This window comes from Marinilactibacillus sp. XAAS-LB27 (genome assembly GCF_036039175.1).
In the GTDB taxonomy this organism is placed as follows: domain Bacteria; phylum Bacillota; class Bacilli; order Lactobacillales; family Carnobacteriaceae_A; genus Marinilactibacillus.
Genome location: NZ_JAYXKP010000001.1, coordinates 514,132 through 535,139, shown reverse-complemented (window position 1 = coordinate 535,139; position 21,008 = coordinate 514,132). Strand labels below are relative to the sequence as shown.

Genomic DNA, 21,008 nt, shown 5'->3' with positions numbered 1-21,008 from the left:
AATGAAACAATCAAGAATTTTTGCACCAACACTTAGAGATACACCAAATGATGCGGATGTTATTAGTCATCAGTTATTACTCAGAGCAGGATATATCAGACAGATTTCGTCTGGTATTTATACTTATCTTCCGCTAGCAAACCGTGTTCTTGAGAACATCAAGTCCATTATTAGAGAAGAAATGGATCATATTGATGGATCAGAAATGCTACTTCCAACATTAATTCCTGCAGATTTATGGAAAGAGTCAGGAAGATATGAAACATACGGAGAAGATCTGATCAAGTTACAGGATCGTCACGAGAGAGACTTTATCCTTGGGCCTACGCATGAAGAAACGTTTACGAGCTTGATCAGAGATGAAATCAAGTCTTATAAAAAACTACCTTTAATGCTTTATCAATTCCAAACGAAATTCCGCGATGAAAAAAGACCTAGATTTGGCTTGATGCGTGGGCGTGAATTCATCATGAAGGATGCATACACATTCCACGATAGTTATGAAAGTCTGGATGAGTCTTACAATGCGATTTCGCAAGCATACTCTAATGCATTCACAAGAATTGGATTAAATTTCCGTTCAATCATCGGTGATGCTGGAGCAATGGGTGGAAAAGATTCCATTGAATTTATGGCTTTAGCTGATTCTGGCGAAGATGTTGTCGTGTATTCGGATTCCAGCGAATATGCTGCAAATCTAGAAATGGCTACAAGCTTGTACAAATCTTCTCCTAAAACAACTGTCCAACATGGAAAAGAATTAGTGGACACGCCAGATACAAAAACAGTAAGTGATGTTGCAGCGTTCTTAGGTGTAAATCTGGATCAAGTATTAAAATCTGTTCTTTATGTAACAAACGATGAAAGACCAGTATTAGCGATTGTTCGTGGAGACCATGAAGTGAATGAAGTGAAGCTACGTACAATTGTAGAAGCTCAAGAAGTGGAGCCAGCTACAGAAGAACAAATTACAACATTATTCAAGACAGTAGCGGGTTACGTTGGACCGGTCGACTTGACGGAAGAAGTAACTGTCGTAGCTGATTTATATGTTCAAGATATTTCGAATGCCGTTTCTGGAGCAAACCAAGAAGGCAAACACTATAAGAACGTCAATCCTGGAGAAGATTTCAAACCAGATCACTATGCAGACATTCGAATCGTAGCTGAGAACGAATTAGCCCCTGACGGTGAAGGAAGACTACAATTCACAAAAGGAATCGAAATTGGTCACATCTTTAAGTTAGGTACACGTTACTCAGAATCAATGAATGCAACCGTGCTTGATAATAACGGAAGACAAACACCTGTCATCATGGGTAGTTACGGTATTGGGGTCAGTCGTCTCTTATCGGCTGTTGCGGAACAATATGCAGATGAAAAAGGACTTGTATGGCCAAAAGCCATCGCGCCGTTTGATGTACACATTATTCCGATTCAAATGAAAGATGACGCGCAAAGAGAATTAGCGCAGGAATTATATGAAGTTCTTGAAAAAGAACAGTTATCGGTATTGATTGATGATAGAATAGAACGTCCAGGCGTTAAATTTACAGATGCTGAACTGATTGGTATTCCTGTTAGGATAACCGTTGGTAAAAAAGCTTCTGAAGGAATCGTAGAAGTGACTTTCAGAAAAAGCGGAGAAATGGTTGAGATCATGAAAGATGATCTTATGGACACATTAAGTATTTTAAATCATAATAAATAAAAACATATCAGGAGAAACCAGAGTAGTTGTTAAAGACTTTCTATTATGAAGAGAGTGTCTTATAGGATTTTATCTATAAGACACCTACTTTTCGGTGGAAAGGATTTTAAACTTATGAAAGGATTCTCCTTTTATTTGTCACTACGTTTCAGGAAAGAAGGCAAGTATTTTGAGTTTAAATCAAACGGAACTATTCAAGACACTTCTTGAACAGATCAATTTTCATCCTACACCAGATCAGAATCTTGTTCTTGGTAATGGAGAAGTCGAATCAGTCGTTGTCCGCAAACAGTCGAAAGTATGGCATATAACCCTGAAATTTCCAGATCTTTTACCTTTTGAGACGTTTATTCAGTTAAAAGATAATCTTCAAAGAGGATTCAAAGAAATCGCAGAAATTCAATTGTCTATTACGACAGAAAATCCAAATATTACAGAAGAAAAATTGGTTCAGTATTGGAAAGCTGCTTGTCAGGCCAGTGAGATCGATTCTCCTTTATGTAATGATATGTTTGAAAATGGCTATCCCGTTTTAAACGGTAAAAAAGTTTTGTTTTATATTGAACATGAGCTGACCAAAGAAAAGTTCTCAGAAGAGTTTTTCCCTAAAATCGAAGCACAATATATCAAAATGGGTTTTCCTAAACACTTCAAAATTGTACCGATGGTTGATGAAAAATTAAGTGATGAAAAGTTAACTGCTTTCAAACTTCAAAAAGAAGAAGAAGACCTTCAACTTGCTGAACGATTAACTAAAAACATCGAACAGGCTACAATTAACAAAGAAAAGAAAAAAGATTCTGCTCCTTCAGGTCCAATCAAGTTGGGTAGAAATATTCAAAATAATGAACCTGTGAAACAAATGAGTGAAATATTTGAAGAAGAACGAAGCGTAACAATAGAAGGATACGTATTTGATGTTGAAGTGAGAGAACTCAGATCTAAACGTAAACTACTGATATTTAAAGTTACAGATTATACTTCTTCTTTTACTTGTAAGAAATTCTCAAACAATGCCTCTGATGAAGAGATTTTTGAAAATTTTAAAAAAGGTATGTGGTTAAAAGTCAGAGGGAGTGTCCAAGAAGATACCTTCATGAGAGATCTTGTAGTAAATGCTCAAGATGTACAGGAGACAAATCATGAATCACGAAAAGACACCGAACCAGATGATGAAAAAAGAGTCGAATTACACGCGCATACTACGATGAGTCAGATGGATGCTACTGTTAGTGCAACAGATTTAGTTGAACAAGCAGCTAGATGGGGGCACAAAGCCATTGCCATAACAGATCACGGTGTTGCCCAGTCTTATCCAGATGCGCATTCTGCAGGTAAGAAAAACAATGTTAAGGTCATCTACGGATTAGAGGCTAATTTAGTAGATGATGGTGTTCCAATTGCTTACAATGCTGTTGAGGAAGACCTTCAAGAAGCTACTTATGTTGTATTCGATGTGGAGACAACAGGCTTGTCGGCAATTTACGATAATATTATTGAGTTAGCTGCTGTGAAGCTGCATAAAGGAAATGTCATTGGAGAGTTCCAGGAATTTATAGATCCAGGACACCCCTTGTCAGATACGACAATTAATCTGACTGGGATCACGGATGATATGGTTAGAGGATCAAAAACAGAAGCAGAAGTTTTAGAAGGTTTTAAGGCCTTTAGTGAAAACACAATACTTGTCGCACATAATGCGAGTTTCGATATGGGGTTCTTGAATACTGCGTATCAAAAAAATGATATGCCCGTAACCAAACTACCTGTAATCGATACGCTTGAACTATCTAGATTTCTTCATCCAACATTTAAAACACACCGACTGAATACTTTAGCTAAACGATATGGCGTCGCCTTGGAGCAACATCACCGTGCAATCTATGATGCTGAAACAACGGCTCATTTGCTCTGGGCATTTCTAAAAGAAGCAGCCGAAGAGTATTCTATCGGATCTCATCATCAATTAAATGATTATATGGGACAAGGGGACGCATATAAAAGAACGAGACCTAGCCATGTCACCATACTGGCGCAATCTCAAAAAGGATTGAAAAATCTCTTCAAACTGATTTCTGCTTCACTTACAGAATACTTTTACCGTGTTCCTCGAGTGCCTCGTTCCCTTCTAGAAAAATATAGAGAAGGGCTGATTGTTGGATCTGGATGTGCGCAAGGTGAAGTGTTTGAGGCTATGATGCAAAAAGGTTATGACGAAGCTAAAAAGTTAGCACATCATTATGACTATCTTGAAATCATGCCAAAAGGGGCTTATGATCATTTACTAGACAGAGAAATGGTTAATAGCGAAAAAGATTTAGAGGATATTTTATCGAATATTGTTCAAATTGGTAAAGAACTAGATATACCTGTAGTTGCCACAGGGAATGTTCACTATTTGAATCCTGAAGATTCTATTTATAGAGATATTTTACTGGAAACTTTAAATAAGGGTGGATTTAAAAAGTCGAAAAATCCGACCGTTCATTTCAGAACAACAGGAGAAATGTTAGAAGACTTATCGTTCCTTGGAAAAGCTGTTGCGAAACAAGTGGTTGTGACGAATAGTCACATGATTGCGGATAAAATCGATGATGGTATTTCACCAGTTAAACAAGACTTGTTCACTCCAAAAATGGAAGGATCAGAGCAAGAGATTCGGGACATGAGTTACAATGAGGCTCATCGATTATATGGAAACCCTCTTCCGGAGATTATAGAAAAACGTCTTGAAAAAGAGTTAGATAGTATTATCGGGAATGGATTCTCAGTGATTTATTTGATCTCACAAAAACTGGTTCATAAAAGTGTGAATGATGGATACTTGGTTGGTTCCAGGGGGTCAGTTGGTTCAAGCTTTGTGGCGACGATGACAGGGATAACAGAAGTAAACCCTATGCCACCACATTACCGTTGTCCAGCGTGTCAGCATTCTGAATTCTTCACTGAAGGAGAAATCGGTTCTGGGTTCGATTTACCGCCTAAAAAATGTCCGCACTGTGAAGCTCAACTGGTTACCGATGGTCAAGATATTCCATTTGAGACGTTCTTAGGTTTCAATGGAGATAAGGTACCCGATATTGATTTGAACTTTTCCGGAGAATACCAGTCTAAAGCGCATCATTACACAAAAGAACTCTTTGGAGATGAATATGTCTACAAAGCAGGAACGATTGGAACGATTGCAGACCGAACAGCTTTCGGTTTTGTAAAAGGGTATGAACGAGATAATCAGATGACGATTCGTTCGGCTGAGATCGATAGACTTGCTAAAGGCGTGACAGGGGTTAAAAGAACAACGGGGCAACACCCTGGAGGCATTATCGTTATCCCAGAATATATGGATGTGTATGACTTTTCTCCGATTCAGTATCCAGCAGATGATCAGGATGCTAATTGGAAAACAACGCATTTCGATTTCCATTCTATCCATGACAATGTATTAAAACTTGATATACTTGGTCACGATGATCCAACAATGATCAGAATGCTACAGGATTTATCGGGAATTGATCCCGTTACCATCCCACCAAATGACCCTGGAGTAATGAAATTGTTCAGTGGTACAGAGATTCTTGGTGTAGATGAAAGTCAGATTTTTTCTAAGACAGGTACATTAGGTGTACCTGAGTTTGGTACGAGATTCGTTCGTCAGATGCTTGAACAGACTAAACCGACGACATTTGCGGAGTTACTACAGATATCCGGACTTTCTCATGGTACGGATGTGTGGCTCGGCAATGCTGAAGAATTGATTAGACAACAAGATATTCCTTTAGCAGAAGTTATCGGATGTCGAGATGATATTATGGTTTACCTGCAGCATAAAGGGATCGATGACAGTATCGCGTTCCAGATAATGGAGCATGTGCGTAAAGGTAAAGGTATACCAGATGAGTGGCAAGTGATCATGAGAGAGAATAACGTTCCCAAATGGTACATTGATTCTTGCTTGAAGATTAAGTATATGTTCCCGAAAGCCCATGCGGCAGCCTATGTATTAATGGCACTTCGAGTCGCTTACTTCAAAGTTCACCACCCACTCTATTATTATGCAGCTTATTTTTCTGTTAGAGCCAGCGATTTTGATCTTCAGGCAATGGCACAAGGAAAAGCTTCTATTAAAGCAAGAATGAAAGAAATTACAGATAAAGGCTTGGACGCATCTACAAAAGAGAAAAACTTGTTAACGGTGCTTGAACTTGCAAATGAAATGGTAGAGCGTGGCTATGAATTCAAAATGGTTGATGTAGAAAGATCGCATGCTTCAGACTTTTTGATTGAAGACAATGCTTTACTTGCGCCCTTTAGATGTATTCCATCTTTAGGTGGTAACGTAGCAAATGCAATCGTTGATGCCAGACAGGCTAGTCCGTTTCTATCCAAAGAAGACTTGTCTAAGAGAGGTAAAGTCTCTAAAACCGTTATTGAATATATGGATGTTAATGGTGTCTTAACGCATCTTCCTGATGAAAATCAATTGTCTTTGTTTGATATCTAATCAGATAAGAAAAGAGCAAGCGATTGAAACCATTTCTTGTTCTTTACAGAGAAGCGCACACAAGTTGCGTGAGCAATCCATTTATGCTAAAATAACTAGTGTGTAAAGGAATATTCTTCGAGAGTGAGCGTATCCCGCTCACTCTTTTTAATGAAAAATTTAACAATCAACTATTGAGAGGAGATGCTTTTTGAGTACAGTAGATAAAGTAACAGCTATTGCCGATCCAGTTGCTGCAGAATTGGGTTATGAATTAGTAGATGTGGAGTATGTCAAAGAGGGTAAGAACTGGTTCTTACGTATATATATCGACAAAGATGGTGGCATAGATCTCGACGATTGTACTCGTTTCAGCGAAAAAATCGGCGAAACTCTGGATTCACAGAAGACGGATCCTATTCCTCATCCATATTATCTAGAAGTGTCTTCACCTGGTGCTGAGCGCCCTTTGAAAAAAGACCAAGACCTGAGAAATGCTGTTGAAAAATATATTCATGTATCATTGTATCAGCAGATCGATGGAGAAAACATCTTTGAGGGGACTTTGAAAGAAGTTACAGACGATAGTATTAAACTTGTGATCAGAATCAAGACAAGAGAAAAAGAACTCACTATCGAAAGAGCCAATATTGCGAAAGCAAGATTAGCAATCAAATTTTAACACCAGATGATCTATAACGGAATTTAGATAAATCATTCATAAGTAAGGGAGTAGTAAAATGAGTAAAGAATTAGCGGCAGCCCTAGAAACGCTTGAAAAAGAAAAAGGCATTTCCAAGGAAATCGTAGTAGACGCATTAGAAGCCGCATTGGTTTCTGCTTACAAGAGAAACTACGGAACTTCTCAAAACGTAGAAGTTGTTTTTGATGATGACAATGGTGATATTAAAGTATACCAAGTAAGAGAAGTGTCTGAGGAAGTCTATGACTCTCAATTAGAGATTAGTTTGACGGATGCTTTAGAAATAAACAAAGCTTACGAAATTGGAGACGAGATTCGCTTTGAAGTGACACCAAAGAATTTCGGTAGAATTGCAGCTCAAACTGCAAAACAAGTCATCATGCAGAGAATGCGCGAAGCAGAACGTTCTATCGTTTATAACGAGTACATTGAATATGCTGATGATCTTATGACAGGAACAGTTGAAAGACAAGATAATCGCTTCATTTATATCAACTTAGGTAAAGTTGAAGCTGTTTTATCTAAACGTGATCAAATCGAAAATGAGCGTTATAACACACACGACAGAATCAAAGTGTATGTGAGTAATGTGGAAAATTCTACTAAAGGACCTCAAGTCTTTGTAAGTAGAACACATCCAAATCTGATCAAACGCCTTTTTGAGCAAGAAGTTCCTGAAATCTTTGATGGAACAGTAGAAATCATCTCAATTGCACGTGAAGCAGGAGATCGTTCTAAAATTGCTGTGATGTCACGTGACGAGAACGTTGATCCGGTTGGAACTTGTGTCGGACCTAAAGGTGCTCGTGTACAAGCAATCGTAAATGAGTTGAATGGTGAAAACATGGATATCGTTGAGTGGGACGAAGATCCATCAGTCTTTATTAAAAATGCATTGAACCCAGCACAAGTTGTTGAAGTGATGTTTGATAAAGAAAACAAAAGCTGCGTGATTGTTGTTCCAGACTACCAACTGTCTCTAGCAATTGGTAAAAGAGGACAAAATGTTCGTTTAGCTGCTAAGCTGACTGGTTTTAAAATTGATATCAAGTCAGAAAGTGATATGGAAGAATTGGAAGAAGTATCAGAGGAACTTACAAACGATTCATTCTTTGAGGCATTAAACGAAGGTGAAGAAGTTGCAGAGCAAGAAGTGGATGCATTGGAAAATGCTGAAGATTCATTTTTTGAAGCGACTGAGGGTGTTGAAGTTGAAGATATCGACGATATTCAAGCATCCGCATCTGAAACGGTTAATTCTGATCTTTATGCTAACGAAGCACCAGATATGGATCAGCCGGGTGAACCTGTCGAAGATACTGATTTTGAAGAAGGCGAATTAAATCCAGAAGATATGGAAGATATGATTGAATACGCTGAACAACGTGACGGCATGGATGAAGAGTTAGACTCTACTGCGTCAATGGAAGAAATTCAGGAAATAACTCAAGATACTGATGAAGATGAAGAATCGTTTTAATTTATTCGACTGAAAAGCTTGTTTGAGTTATGATATAGATAATATTAATGATTTAAAGTGTTATCATTAAAGGTGGGATGACTATGCGGCAACGAAAAGTACCAATGAGAAAATGTGTTGCATCCAATGAAATGAAACCAAAAAAAGATATGGTACGTGTTGTCAGAGACAAAGAAGGAACAGTGTCTCTTGACCCTACTGGCAAGCAGAACGGAAGAGGTGCCTATATCTCACTTGATCCCGAATTAGTTAAAAAGGCTCAAAGCAAACAAATGCTGAACCAAGCACTGAATGCTAAGGTTGAAGACGCCTTTTACGAAGAATTGCTTGAGTATGTAGAGTATCAGAAGGCTAGAATGGAACTGAAAAATGGATAATGTACAAAAAAGTCTAAACTTATTAGGCTTGGCACAGCGCTCGGGTAACCTGATTTCAGGGGAAGCGATCGTTCTCAATGCAGTTAGAAGTCGTCAAGCAAAGATTGTCATATTGGCATCTGACGCTAGTGAAAATACCAAAAAGCAATTTTTGAATAAATGTGAGCACTATAGTATCCCAGTGCGAGAAGATTTCGATAGAAACGCGATATCAAACGCTATTGGGAAAATACGAACAGTCGCTGCCATTACAGACGGAGGATTTGCACGGTCCCTTCAAAAATTGCAATAATAGGAATAGGAAGGTGATTGCATGGGCAAAAAACGCGTCTATGAATTCGCAAAAGAAAAGAATATCGAAAGTAAGCAGATTATCGAAAAAGCAAAAGAGCTTGGCATCGATTATAAAAGCCATATGTCATCTATGGATGACGGAGATGTTGATAAATTGAGTAAAGCTTTCACTCAAAAAAGTCAGCCATCTGCTTCAAGTAAGCCAGCAGATAATCAAACGAATAAAGCTCCAAAACAAACAAACCGTTCTAATTCAAACAATACTAACAACTCTGTCAGAAAACCAGCTGCTAATCAGAACGGAAATCAGAATGGTACTGACAAATCTCAGAACAGTAAAGGACAAAACAAAATACAATCTCAAAATAGAGCACCAAAAAAATCGAATACTGATACGAAGAAATCAACGACTGATAACAAAAAACCAGTAACACAAGCTAAGGCGGCTCCAGCAGTTCAAAAGAGAACAACTGATGAGCAACAAAAACAACAGTTCCAGCAATCCAATAAAAGAAACTCTCGTCAGCACCGCGGCATTAATGGTGGACCAGCAGGCGGAAGAAGACGTAAAGGTAAGAAAAATCATCAACCTTCACAAGTGCCAGCGACTCCACGTAAAAACAAAGAGTTGCCTAAAGTACTTGAGTATACAGATGGAAATACAGTAGCAGATATTGCTAAAAAAATTCACCGTGAACCAGCTGAAATCGTTAAAAAACTATTTATGATGGGTGTAGTCGCAACACAAAACCAATCACTTGATAGCGAAACGATTGAATTACTGGCTTCTGATTATGGAATTGAAACAGAAGAAAAAGTTCAGGTTGATCTAACAGATTTCAATACATTCTTCAACAAAGAAGTTGTAGAAGAAAATCTTGTTACTCGTCCAGCAACGGTAACAATCATGGGTCACGTTGACCACGGTAAAACGACTTTACTAGATACATTGCGTAATACAAATGTAACTGGCGGAGAAGCTGGAGGAATCACTCAGCATATCGGTGCTTATCAAGTTGAAGAAAATGGCAAGTTGATCACTTTCTTGGATACTCCTGGCCATGCTGCGTTTACAACAATGCGTGCTAGAGGGGCAGACATCACAGATATCGCGATCATCGTTGTTGCTGCAGATGATGGGGTTATGCCTCAGACAGTCGAAGCAATCAATCATGCTAAAGCTGCTCAAGTACCAATCATTGTTGCAGTAAACAAAGTCGACAAACCTGGAGCAAATCCAGACCGCGTTATGCAAGAGTTAACTGAATACGAACTTGTTCCAGAAGACTGGGGCGGCGATACGATTTTCGTTCAAATCTCAGCGCTATTCAACAAAAACCTAGATGAATTGTTAGATATGGTTTTACTTGTAGCAGAAGTTGAAGAATTGAAAGCAGATCCTACACGTCAATCAATCGGATCTGTTATTGAAGCAAGACTTGATAAAGCTAAAGGACCTATTGCTACATTACTTGTTCAAGAAGGTACACTTTCTCAAGGAGATCCAATTGTAGTTGGAAACACATTTGGTCGCGTGCGTACGATGACAAATGACAAGGGACGCAGAGTTAAATCTGCAACACCTTCGACGCCGGTTGAGATTACTGGGTTAAATGCTACACCACAAGCTGGAGATCGTTTTGTAGTCTTTGAAGACGAAAAAACAGCTAGACAGGTTGGAGAATCAAGAGCCATCGTTGCGACTGAGGCTAACCGTTCTAAAATGAATAAAGTTACCCTTGAAAACTTATTTGAAAGTCTTGAAGAAGGCGAAATCAAAGAAGTGAACGTTATCGTTAAGGCGGACGTTCAAGGTTCAGTAGAAGCACTAGCTTCAAGTCTGAAGAAAATTGAAGTAGAAGGCGCGAAAGTGAACATTATTCACACTGGAGTTGGTGCAATCAACGAAAGTGATGTCACATTAGCATCTGCTAGTTCTGCTATCGTAATCGGATTTAACGTTCGTCCTACGGTTCAAGCAAAAGAAAGTGCTTCTCGTGAAGAAGTAGATATCAGAACACACCGTGTAATCTACAATGCTATCGATGAGATCGAAGCTGCAATGACAGGTATGCTAGATCCTGAATTTGAAGAACAAGTTACGGGTCAAGCAACAGTTCGTGAAACGTATGCTGTTTCAAAAGTTGGAACGATTGCAGGATGTTTCGTCAGTGATGGCGTTATCAAACGTAGCAGTTCTATCCGTCTAGTTCGTAATGGAATCGTTCAGTTCGAAGGCGAATTGTCTAGTCTGAAACGTTTCAAAGATGACGCGAAAGAAGTTAAAAAAGGCTTCGAGTGTGGTATTACAATTGAAGGATACAACGATATCAAGGTTGACGATGTTGTTGAAGCATTCGAAATGGTTGAAATTGAAAGAAAATCCTAATATGATGGTATCAGCCATCAATGATAATGATGGATTGAACTAGAAAACATATATAAGGATAGGTGAGCAAACATGCCAAATTATCGAGTTGGGCGAGTCTCCCAAGAAATTCAAAAAGAAATTAACGATATTATGCAAAAGCGCGTAAGAGAACCTCGTGTTCAAGGAATTACGATAACAGATGTTGAAGTTACCGGAGACCTACAACAAGCTAAAGTCTATTATAGTACGTTGAAAGATGATGAAAAGACTGTTACTGATACTCAAGAAGGCTTAGAAAAAGCTAAAGGTTTAATCAGAAAAGAACTTGGAAGTCGTCTGTCTATTCACAAAACACCAGAGTTATTCTTTGCTCGTGATGAATCCGTAGCTTACGGAAGTCACATTGATGAATTATTGAATCAATTAAAAAAAGAAGATTGATCCAACGTTCATTTGAATAATAAATCACAATCGAATCATAATTGATTGAAGTGGAAAGAGAGTCAATTGTCTTAACTGGCAGTGATTCTCTTTTTCCACGTTCAATCACTTTACATAGAGATATGCTATAATAGAAACATTGAGTATTGGAGGAATGAACATGGAGGGGATCATACCTTTATGGAAAGAAAAGGGCATGACAAGTCATGATTGCGTATATAAACTGAGAAAAATATTAAAGACTAAAAAGGTCGGCCACTCTGGCACACTGGATCCGGATGTAGAAGGTGTATTGCCTATTGCTATTGGTAAAGCGACAAAAGTACTAGAGTATATGGTGAATACGGGTAAAACATATGAAGGTGAAGTAACATTAGGTTACTCTACAACTACAGAAGACCGTTCAGGAGAAATCGTTGATAGAAAAGCGGTAGATCTTCAATTGTCACAGGGAGCTATCGATAAAGCCATTACATCTCTAACAGGAGAAATCACACAAACCCCACCGATGTATTCAGCAGTGAAAGTGAACGGAAAAAGATTGTATGAATATGCTCGAGCTGGAGAAGTAATTGAGAGACCTTCGAGACAAGTGACTATTCACAGTTACGAAAGAACGTCAGATGTCATCATAGATGAAGAGCAAGAGACTCTCTCGTTCAGATTTAAAGTTTCTTGTAGTAAAGGGACATATATTCGTACGTTAGCCGTTGATACAGGTGCCTTGTTGGGCTATCCAGCACATATGTCGGATCTGACACGAACAGAGAGCGGAGGCTATCGGTCTGCTCAGGCGGTCACTTTGAGACAGGTGCAGGAAGCAGTAGATGAAAATCATCTTTCAGCTATATTGAATCCTCTAGAATCTGCATTAACGTCTTTCCCTTCTTACGAATTGTCTGAAGAAGAATGGAGTAAAGTGAAAAACGGAACAGTTTTCATGAAATCAGAATTACCAATTTTTTCAGAGTTTCCAATTGTTTTTTATAAAGACAGCAAAGCTGTTGCGATTTATTCAGAACATCCAACAAAATTAGATAGGATCAAACCAATCAAAGTATTGAGAACAGAAGTGTAGGTGAACGTATGAAAATTATCAAGATCCATCATCCTTATGATCCATCAGCTATTTTTCCAGACGATATTGTATTAATACTAGGGTTTTTCGATGGTATTCATAAAGGACATAAAGCCGTTATTGAAACAGGTGTAAAATTAGCAAAAGAAAAAGGCATAAAAGCAGCTATGATGACGTTTAACCGCCATCCTGCATTTGTATATAGAAAATTTGATCCAGAGTATCATTATTATTTGACACCTATAAAGAGAAAAGAAGAACTACTTGAGCAGACAGGTATTGATATTTTATATGAAGTAGATTTCACTTCAAGCTTTGGTACTTTAGCGCCACAAGAATTTGTGGATCAGTATATCGTGGGGTGGAATGCTAAGGCAGTCGTAGCAGGCTTTGACTACACTTATGGTAAAGCAGACATTGCTAATATGGACAATCTAGATCAATTTGCTAAAGGTCGATTTGAAATTCATCAAGTGCAAAAACAATTGGCGTCTGAACAGAAAATCAGTTCTACTCGTATTAGAAAGTGTATTGTTGAAGGTAACATGGACGAAGCAAATGATCTTTTAGGCTATATTTATGAAACCTCAGGCTTCGTAATCCATGGAGATGCTAGAGGGCGTACAATTGGCTATCCAACAGCGAATGTCTTATCAGATCCAGACGTCTTTATGCCCAGAATTGGAGTGTATGCAGTTAAGATGTTTGTGGATGACGTATGGCATGATGGAATGGCTTCGATTGGTTACAACCCGACATTCGGCTATAGGAAAGATATCTCTGTTGAAGTAAACATTTTCGATTACAAAAAAGAAATATATGGTGAAAATGTTCGAATCAAATGGGTTAAGTACTTGAGAGATGAAGTGAAATATGAATCCAAAGAAGGATTGATTGATCAACTCATTCTTGATGAAAAAGAATCTAGAGCTATTTTATCAAAGGTCAAAATAAATCAAATTTAATAGTTGACAAGTTAAGGATCATTTGTTAAATTATAGTTGTGTTAGCACTCGGTTATGTCGAGTGCTAATTTAATGAAAGTGTTAAGGTGGAAGACTTTAGGTCTCTACTATTAAATGATTGAAATTATAGATGTCTCTAGCGTGCTTAGGGAGATGATGCACATGTTGACAAAGAGACAGTTGGCTATTCTGGAGACAATCATCAGGATATACACAACAACAAGTATGCCTGTTGGTTCAAAAAGATTAGTCGACGAAACAAATATCGATGCGAGTTCTGCAACGATTCGGAATGAAATGAGTTATCTTGAGAAAATGGGCTTTATCGAAAAGACGCATTCGTCTTCGGGTAGGGTACCTTCTTTGAAAGGTTATCGATTTTATGTCGATCATCTCATTCGTCCAAAAAAGGTCGAACAAGATCAGATTGTTATGATCAATAATACATTTGATAGTCATGTACGTCAGATGGATGATTTGTTTCATCAGTCCGCTCAATTATTGTCGCAGCTAACAAGTTACACAGCTTTCGTTCTTGGACCTCAAGGAAAGACAAGTAAATTAACTGGTTTCAGACTTGTATTACTGAATCATCAACAAGTTATGGCCATCATTCAAACGGATACGGGTGCAATAGAAAACACAGTTTTCCAGATACCTGAATACGTCAATGAGTCAGATATCGAAAAAGTGACGAACATTTTTAACCAGCATTTAGTGGGAAGGTCGCTATATGAGGTTTATCAGAAACTTCAAAACGATATACCACTGCTGGTCAACAAGTACGCTGCCACTGCTTCAGATATGTTGATGACCATTCAAACTGTCTTTGGTGAGTCACAAGAAGAACGGCTGCATGTTTCAGGGAAAATGAATCTACTTGATTTCACTGAAAACATGGATAGGAAAAAGTTGAAGTCTTTGTATGAATTGCTAGATAACGATCTGGATCTGAACACGATTTTAAGTCGCGTAACAGAAGATTTTGAAGTGAAGATCGGTAGTGAACTCAATCACGAATTGTTTGATGAATTCAGCTTAGTCACGGCTACTTACAAAGTGGACGGTCATGGGGATGGAATAATAGCTGTTCTCGGGCCGACAAGTATGCCTTACGACCAAACTTTTGGTGTATTAGAAGCATTCAGAAAGCAATTATCAGCTAATTTACTCAGATTTTATCTAGAATAATGTTTAAAGTGAGGGACTATATATGGAAGATAATAACGAAGAAATTTTAGATCAAGAAGTTGAAGCGACAGAAGATGAAACAGAACAAGTTGAACTTGATCCAGTTCAAGAAGAACTTGAAAAAACAAAACAAGAATTAGAAGAAGTTCAAGACCGTTATATCCGACTTCAAGCAGAACTAGCAAACATTCAAAAGAGAAACCAAAGAGAAAGAGAACAAGCTACTCGCTACCGTTCTCAGGATCTGGCAAAGCAATTGTTACCAGCGTTAGATAATTTGGAACGTGCATTAACCATTGAAGTTGAAGATGAAGCTGGAAAGAACTTGAAAAAAGGAATTGAAATGGTTGTAGAAAGTATGAACCATGCGCTAAAATCAGAAGGTATTGAAGTGATTGAAGCTGAAGGTCAGCCATTTGATCCAAACTTCCATGAAGCATACACTCAAGTGCCTGCTCAAGAAGGTCAAGACAGCAATGTTGTTGCACAAGTTTTTGAAAAAGGATATAAATTAAATGACCGTGTTTTACGTGCGGCGAAAGTAACCGTAACACTTTAATTGTTAAAGCTATAGAAAAACAAAAATATTAAGAAGCAAAGGTGAGATTATAATGGGTAAAATTATTGGTATTGATTTAGGAACAACAAACTCTGCTGTAGCAGTTCTTGAAGGTGGAGAATCTAAGATCATTCCTAACAAAGAAGGAAACCGTACGACTCCTTCAGTTGTTTCTTTCAAAGATGGCGAAATTCAAGTAGGGGAAGTTGCTAAAAGACAAGCAATCACTAACCCGAACACTGTGATTTCAATTAAACGTCATATGGGTGAAAACTATACAGTTGAAGCTGAAGGAAAAGAATATTCTCCTCAACAAGTTTCTGCTTTTATTCTTCAACACTTAAAAGCTTACGCTGAAGATTATCTTGGTGAAGAAGTAACAAATGCAGTTATTACTGTACCAGCTTACTTTAATGACTCACAACGTCAAGCAACTAAAGATGCAGGTAAAATCGCTGGATTAGAAGTTGATCGTATCGTTAACGAGCCGACTGCTGCTTCACTAGCTTATGGTTTAGACAAAGTAGATACAGATGAAAAAATTCTTGTATTTGACTTAGGCGGCGGAACATTCGATGTTTCTATCCTTGAATTAGGAGACGGTGTCTTTGAAGTATTGTCTACTTCTGGAGATAATTTACTAGGTGGGGATGACTTTGACGAAAAAATTATCGATTACCTTGTTGCTGAATTCAAAAAAGAAAACGGCGTAGATTTAGCTAAAGATAAAATGGCTTTACAACGTTTGAAAGATGCTGCTGAAAAAGCTAAAAAAGACTTATCAGGTGTTTCTTCAACTCAAATCAGCTTGCCATTCATCAGCGCAGGAGATGCTGGTCCATTACACTTGGAAATCACATTAACGCGTGCTAAATTCGATGAAATCACAGATGACCTAGTTGAAAGAACAAAACATCCAGTTCGTCAAGCACTTAAAGATGCTGGACTTTCAAAATCGGATATCGATCAAGTTATCTTGGTTGGTGGATCAACTCGTATTCCAGCTGTTGTAGATGCAGTTAAAAAAGAAACAGACAAAGAACCTAACCGCTCTGTTAACCCTGATGAAGTTGTAGCAATGGGAGCAGCTATCCAAGGTGGAGTTATCTCGGGTGACGTTAAAGATATCGTCTTATTAGATGTTACACCATTATCTCTAGGTATTGAAACAATGGGTGGCGTATTTACTAAACTGATTGATCGCAACACTACGATCCCAACAAGTAAAGCTCAAACCTTCTCAACAGCAGCGGATAACCAGCCAGCAGTTGATGTACACGTATTACAAGGTGAGCGCCCAATGGCTAAAGACAACAAAACTTTAGGTCGTTTCCAATTAACAGATATTCCTGCAGCACCTCGTGGTGTACCTCAAATCGAAGTTAAATTCGATATTGATAAAAATGGTATTGTAAATGTATCTGCAAAAGATCTAGGTACTGGTAAAGAACAAAACATTACGATCAAATCCTCTTCAGGCCTTTCAGATGAAGAAATCGAACGTATGGTTAAAGAAGCAGAAGAAAACGCTGAATCAGACAAAAAACGTAAAGAAGAAGTTGAAATCCGCAATGAAGCTGATCAACTTGTTTTCCAAATCGACAAAACCCTTAAAGATCTAGATGGTAAAGTCGACGAAGCGGACGTTAAAAAAGCTGAAGAAGCTCGTGATGAACTGAAAACAGCTTTAGAAAATGATGATCTTGAAGAAATTAAAGCGAAGAGAGATGCTTTAAATGAAATCGTTCAAGAGATGTCAGTGAAACTTTACGAACAAGCGGCTGCTCAACAAGCAGAAGCTGAAGGACAAGATGCTGGAGCTCAATCAGAACCTTCTGACGATGGTGTTGTAGATGCTGAATTTGAAGAAGTCGACGACGAAGAATAATCAAGATTTCTTTAAAAACTTATCTGAATTGCAATCCAACTTATTCATTAAATAAACCGAATAGTCTGCAAGATAAAAAGCCAAAGCTTAGTGCTTTTGGCTTTTTATTCGGATTGTAGTATAGTGATATAGAAGCAGAACATCTAGTAACTCTCAAGAGTATGGAGGATCAAAATGGCAGGAAAAGAAGATTTTTATGATCTATTAGGGGTATCTAAAGATGCCTCGAAAGACGAAATAAAAAAGGCCTACAGAAAATTATCCAAAAAGCATCATCCAGATATCAGTAAAGAAGCAAATGCTGACGAGAAATTCAAGCAAATCACGGAAGCTTATGAAGTATTGAGCGACGATCAAAAACGTGCTGCATATGATCAATACGGCCACGCTTCAACAGATCCAAATTTTGGAGCTGGTGGCGGTTTTGGCGGTGGATTCGGTGGAGGCGCCGGCGGCTTTGGCGGAGGCGGATTTGAAGATATCTTCGATCAGTTCTTCGGCGGAGGCGGAAGACGCTCTAGAAATCCTAATGCACCTATGCAAGGAGACGACTTGCAATATGTGTTGGACTTGAAATTTGAAGAAGCCATCTTTGGTAAAGAAACTACTGTACGCTATAAGAGAGAAGAAGAGTGTCATAACTGTGGCGGAGATGGTGCAAAACCAGGAACGAGTCCTCAGACATGTTCTCAATGTGGTGGAGCAGGTGCAATCAATGTTGAACGTAACACACCTTTTGGTCGTGTAATGACACAACAAGCGTGTCCGACATGTAATGGTACTGGGCAAGAAATCAAAGAAAAATGTGAAGTTTGTCACGGTTCTGGTCATACGAAAGAGCAACACTCTGTTAAAGTAACGGTTCCTGCAGGAGTAGAAGACGGAAACCAAATGCGTCTTCAAGGCCAAGGAGATACAGGGAAAAATGGCGGACCTTACGGTGACTTATATGTTGTATTCAGAGTAGCGGGATCAAAAGATTTTGATCGACGTGGAGCCGAAATCTATTATGAATTACCAATTAATATGGTTCAAGCAGCACTTGGAGATGAACTTCAAGTACCAACCGTTCATGGAAAAGTGAAATTCAAGATTCCTGCTGGAACACAGCCAGGTACAACTTTCCGTTTAAGAGGAAAAGGTGCACCGCGCTTACGTGGTACAGGAAATGGCGATCAACATATTACTATCAATGTAGAAATACCAAAAGATATCAACGATCAACAAGCAGAACAATTGAGAAAATTTGCCCAAGTCAGTGACTATGATGAAGTTGTAGAGCAAGATGAAGGTACGTTTTTTTCAAAAGTGAAAGATGTATTCAAAGATAAACACAAATAATCAGTAAAGAGACGGCTAAGTAGCCGTCTCTTTATTATATGTTTTTGAATTTGATTGTACTCTATTCTCATCGTTGGTATAATTAAGAGAACGCTCGTGAAGACGAAGGAATGAGGAATTTTATATAATGGATAAAAATCTTGCTCGAAAGAGACAGAAACAAATTAGAAACTTTTCAATCATTGCCCATATCGACCATGGTAAATCTACGCTCGCTGACCGTATTTTACAGTTAACGCATACTGTTGCAGACCGTGAAATGCAAGAGCAGTTACTAGATTCAATGGATTTAGAGAGAGAACGCGGCATTACGATTAAATTAAATACCGTTGAACTTCAATATACTGCAAAAGACGGTGAAACGTATATTCTGCATTTGATCGATACGCCTGGACATGTCGATTTTACGTATGAAGTATCTAGAAGTCTTGCTGCCTGCGAAGGTGCTATACTAGTAGTCGATGCGGCTCAAGGTGTAGAAGCACAAACACTAGCCAATGTTTACCTTGCTCTGGAAAACGAACTGGAAATTATACCCGTGATCAACAAGATCGATTTGCCAGCAGCTGATCCAGAACGTGTCAGAACAGAGATTGAAGACGTGGTCGGATTGGATGCCAGTGACGCAGTATTAGCAAGTGCTAAATCAGGTATTGGTATCGAAGATATCCTGGAACAAATCGTTGAAAGAATACCGGCTCCTGAAGGAGATATCGACAATCCTTTACAAGCACTGATCTTTGACTCAGCATACGACCCATACCGTGGAGTTGTTTTAAATATTCGAGTAATGGATGGCGTGTTGAAAAAAGGCGATATGATCCAGATTTTAAGTAATGGTAAGAAATTTGAAGTAACAGATCTTGGGATCTTCTCACCTAAACCCTTATCTAGAGATTATTTGATGGTCGGTGATGTTGGTTATGTTACGGCAAACATCAAGACGGTTCGTGATACGCGTGTAGGGGATACTGTTACTCTAGCAAATAACCCAACGACAAAAGCATTACCTGGTTATCGTCACATGAATCCAATGGTATTCTGTGGTATGTATCCAACAGATTCAGCTAGATACGAAGACTTAAGAGAAGCACTGGAAAGACTACAGTTAAATGACGCTGCACTTCAATACGAAGCAGAAACGTCTCAGGCTTTAGGCTTTGGTTTCCGTTGTGGGTTCTTAGGAATGCTTCACATGGACGTGATTCAAGAAAGATTAGAGCGTGAGTTCAACCTTGAATTAATCACAACCGCACCATCCGTTATTTATCACATCAACAAAACAGATGGAGAGAAAATAACCGTTTCTAACCCAGCTGACATGCCAACACCTCAAGAAATCGAATCTGTAGAAGAACCATATGTTAAAGCGGTCATCACTGTACCTAACGATTACGTAGGCGCAGTAATGGAAATTGCTCAACGTAAACGTGGGGAATTCTTGACGATGGAGTATCTGGATGATATTCGTGTAAATGTATCTTACTTTATACCGTTATCAGAAATCGTATATGACTTCTTTGATCGATTAAAATCAAGTACCAAAGGATATGCATCTCTTGATTACTCTGAAGCAGGATACAGACAAAGTGAACTCGTTAAGATGGATATCATGATTCACGGAGAAACGGTCGATGCCTTGAGCTTTATCGTGCATAAAGACTTTTCTTATGCAAGAGGACGTTCTGTAGCAGAACAACTGAAAAAAACCATTCCTCGTCAGCAGTTTGAAATACCGATTCAAGCAGCCATTGGGCAGAATATTGTAGCACGTACAACGGTTAAAGCTTACCGTAAAGACGTTACAGCTAAACTATATGGTGGAGATGTTACCAGACGTCAGAAACTACTCAAGAAACAAAAAGCCGGTAAAAAACGTATGAAGAATGTCGGTAACGTAGAGATTCCTCAGGAAGCGTTCATGGCCGTATTGAACTTGGATGAAGAGTAAGAACTTTCACACCAACTTTTAAATCCAAAATTAACATGAATAGCATAAAATCCTACCATTATTCTACGTCAGTAGAGTGTGGTAGGATTTTTTAGTTATCTACTTACTATGTGTTATGCTTGAAAAATCGGTTCTATGTCAAATGTCGTTGGTGAAGAATAAAGCTAGAAAATAATCG

Annotated in this window: 15 protein-coding genes; all 15 read left to right on the top strand. The window is 38.5% G+C overall.

What is annotated here, in order from left to right; genetic code table 11:
- Position 1: 1 nt before the first annotated feature.
- The 15 genes from VXN63_RS02585 to lepA all read left to right on the top strand — a co-directional run bounded on the left by VXN63_RS02585 (position 2) and on the right by lepA (position 20,830).
- On the top strand, positions 2–1,711 hold the full coding sequence (locus VXN63_RS02585) for a proline--tRNA ligase (RefSeq protein WP_327756397.1): 1,710 nt from the start codon (positions 2–4) through the stop codon (positions 1,709–1,711).
- A 169-nt stretch (positions 1,712–1,880) separates the two neighbouring features.
- Positions 1,881–6,212, top strand: a complete 4,332-nt coding sequence (locus tag VXN63_RS02580) for a PolC-type DNA polymerase III (RefSeq protein ID WP_327756396.1) — start codon at positions 1,881–1,883, stop codon at positions 6,210–6,212.
- A 190-nt stretch (positions 6,213–6,402) separates the two neighbouring features.
- A complete protein-coding gene (gene rimP, locus VXN63_RS02575; protein WP_327756395.1) occupies positions 6,403–6,873 on the top strand; it encodes a ribosome maturation factor RimP in 471 nt (156 codons plus the stop codon).
- A 58-nt stretch (positions 6,874–6,931) separates the two neighbouring features.
- Positions 6,932–8,374, top strand: coding sequence for a transcription termination factor NusA (gene nusA, locus VXN63_RS02570; protein ID WP_327756394.1), 1,443 nt, complete (start codon positions 6,932–6,934; stop codon positions 8,372–8,374).
- 83 nt (positions 8,375–8,457) lie between these two features.
- Positions 8,458–8,751: an RNase P modulator RnpM gene (gene rnpM / locus VXN63_RS02565; protein ID WP_327756393.1), complete on the top strand. Its 294-nt coding sequence runs from the start codon at positions 8,458–8,460 to the stop codon at positions 8,749–8,751.
- Positions 8,744–9,043 (top strand): L7Ae/L30e/S12e/Gadd45 family ribosomal protein, encoded by a 300-nt coding sequence (locus tag VXN63_RS02560; protein WP_225744132.1) that lies wholly within the window; start codon positions 8,744–8,746, stop codon positions 9,041–9,043. The genes rnpM and VXN63_RS02560 overlap by 8 nt, the downstream gene beginning before the upstream one ends.
- Positions 9,044–9,064: 21 nt before the next feature.
- Positions 9,065–11,434: a translation initiation factor IF-2 gene (gene infB, locus VXN63_RS02555; protein WP_327756392.1), complete on the top strand. Its 2,370-nt coding sequence runs from the start codon at positions 9,065–9,067 to the stop codon at positions 11,432–11,434.
- 72 nt (positions 11,435–11,506) lie between these two features.
- Entirely contained in the window at positions 11,507–11,857 is a 351-nt protein-coding gene (gene rbfA / locus VXN63_RS02550; RefSeq protein ID WP_327756391.1) for a 30S ribosome-binding factor RbfA, read from the top strand.
- Positions 11,858–12,017: 160 nt separating this feature from the next.
- A complete protein-coding gene (truB, locus tag VXN63_RS02545) occupies positions 12,018–12,935 on the top strand; it encodes a tRNA pseudouridine(55) synthase TruB (RefSeq protein ID WP_327756390.1) in 918 nt (305 codons plus the stop codon).
- Positions 12,936–12,943: 8 nt separating this feature from the next.
- Positions 12,944–13,900, top strand: a complete 957-nt coding sequence (gene ribF / locus VXN63_RS02540; RefSeq protein ID WP_327756389.1) for a riboflavin biosynthesis protein RibF — start codon at positions 12,944–12,946, stop codon at positions 13,898–13,900.
- A 162-nt stretch (positions 13,901–14,062) separates the two neighbouring features.
- Complete coding sequence (gene hrcA, locus VXN63_RS02535) at positions 14,063–15,091, top strand: heat-inducible transcriptional repressor HrcA (protein WP_327756388.1); 1,029 nt, start codon at positions 14,063–14,065, stop codon at positions 15,089–15,091.
- Positions 15,092–15,113: 22 nt separating this feature from the next.
- The gene (gene grpE, locus VXN63_RS02530; protein WP_327756387.1) at positions 15,114–15,650 is read left to right on the top strand and encodes a nucleotide exchange factor GrpE; all 537 of its coding nucleotides are present in this window, start codon (positions 15,114–15,116) and stop codon (positions 15,648–15,650) included.
- 52 nt (positions 15,651–15,702) lie between these two features.
- A complete protein-coding gene (gene dnaK, locus VXN63_RS02525) occupies positions 15,703–17,538 on the top strand; it encodes a molecular chaperone DnaK (RefSeq protein WP_327756386.1) in 1,836 nt (611 codons plus the stop codon).
- Between the two features lie 174 nt (positions 17,539–17,712).
- On the top strand, positions 17,713–18,879 hold the full coding sequence (gene dnaJ, locus VXN63_RS02520; RefSeq protein ID WP_327756385.1) for a molecular chaperone DnaJ: 1,167 nt from the start codon (positions 17,713–17,715) through the stop codon (positions 18,877–18,879).
- Between the two features lie 127 nt (positions 18,880–19,006).
- Entirely contained in the window at positions 19,007–20,830 is a 1,824-nt protein-coding gene (gene lepA / locus VXN63_RS02515; protein ID WP_327756384.1) for a translation elongation factor 4, read from the top strand.
- The last annotated feature ends 178 nt before the right edge of the window (positions 20,831–21,008 follow it).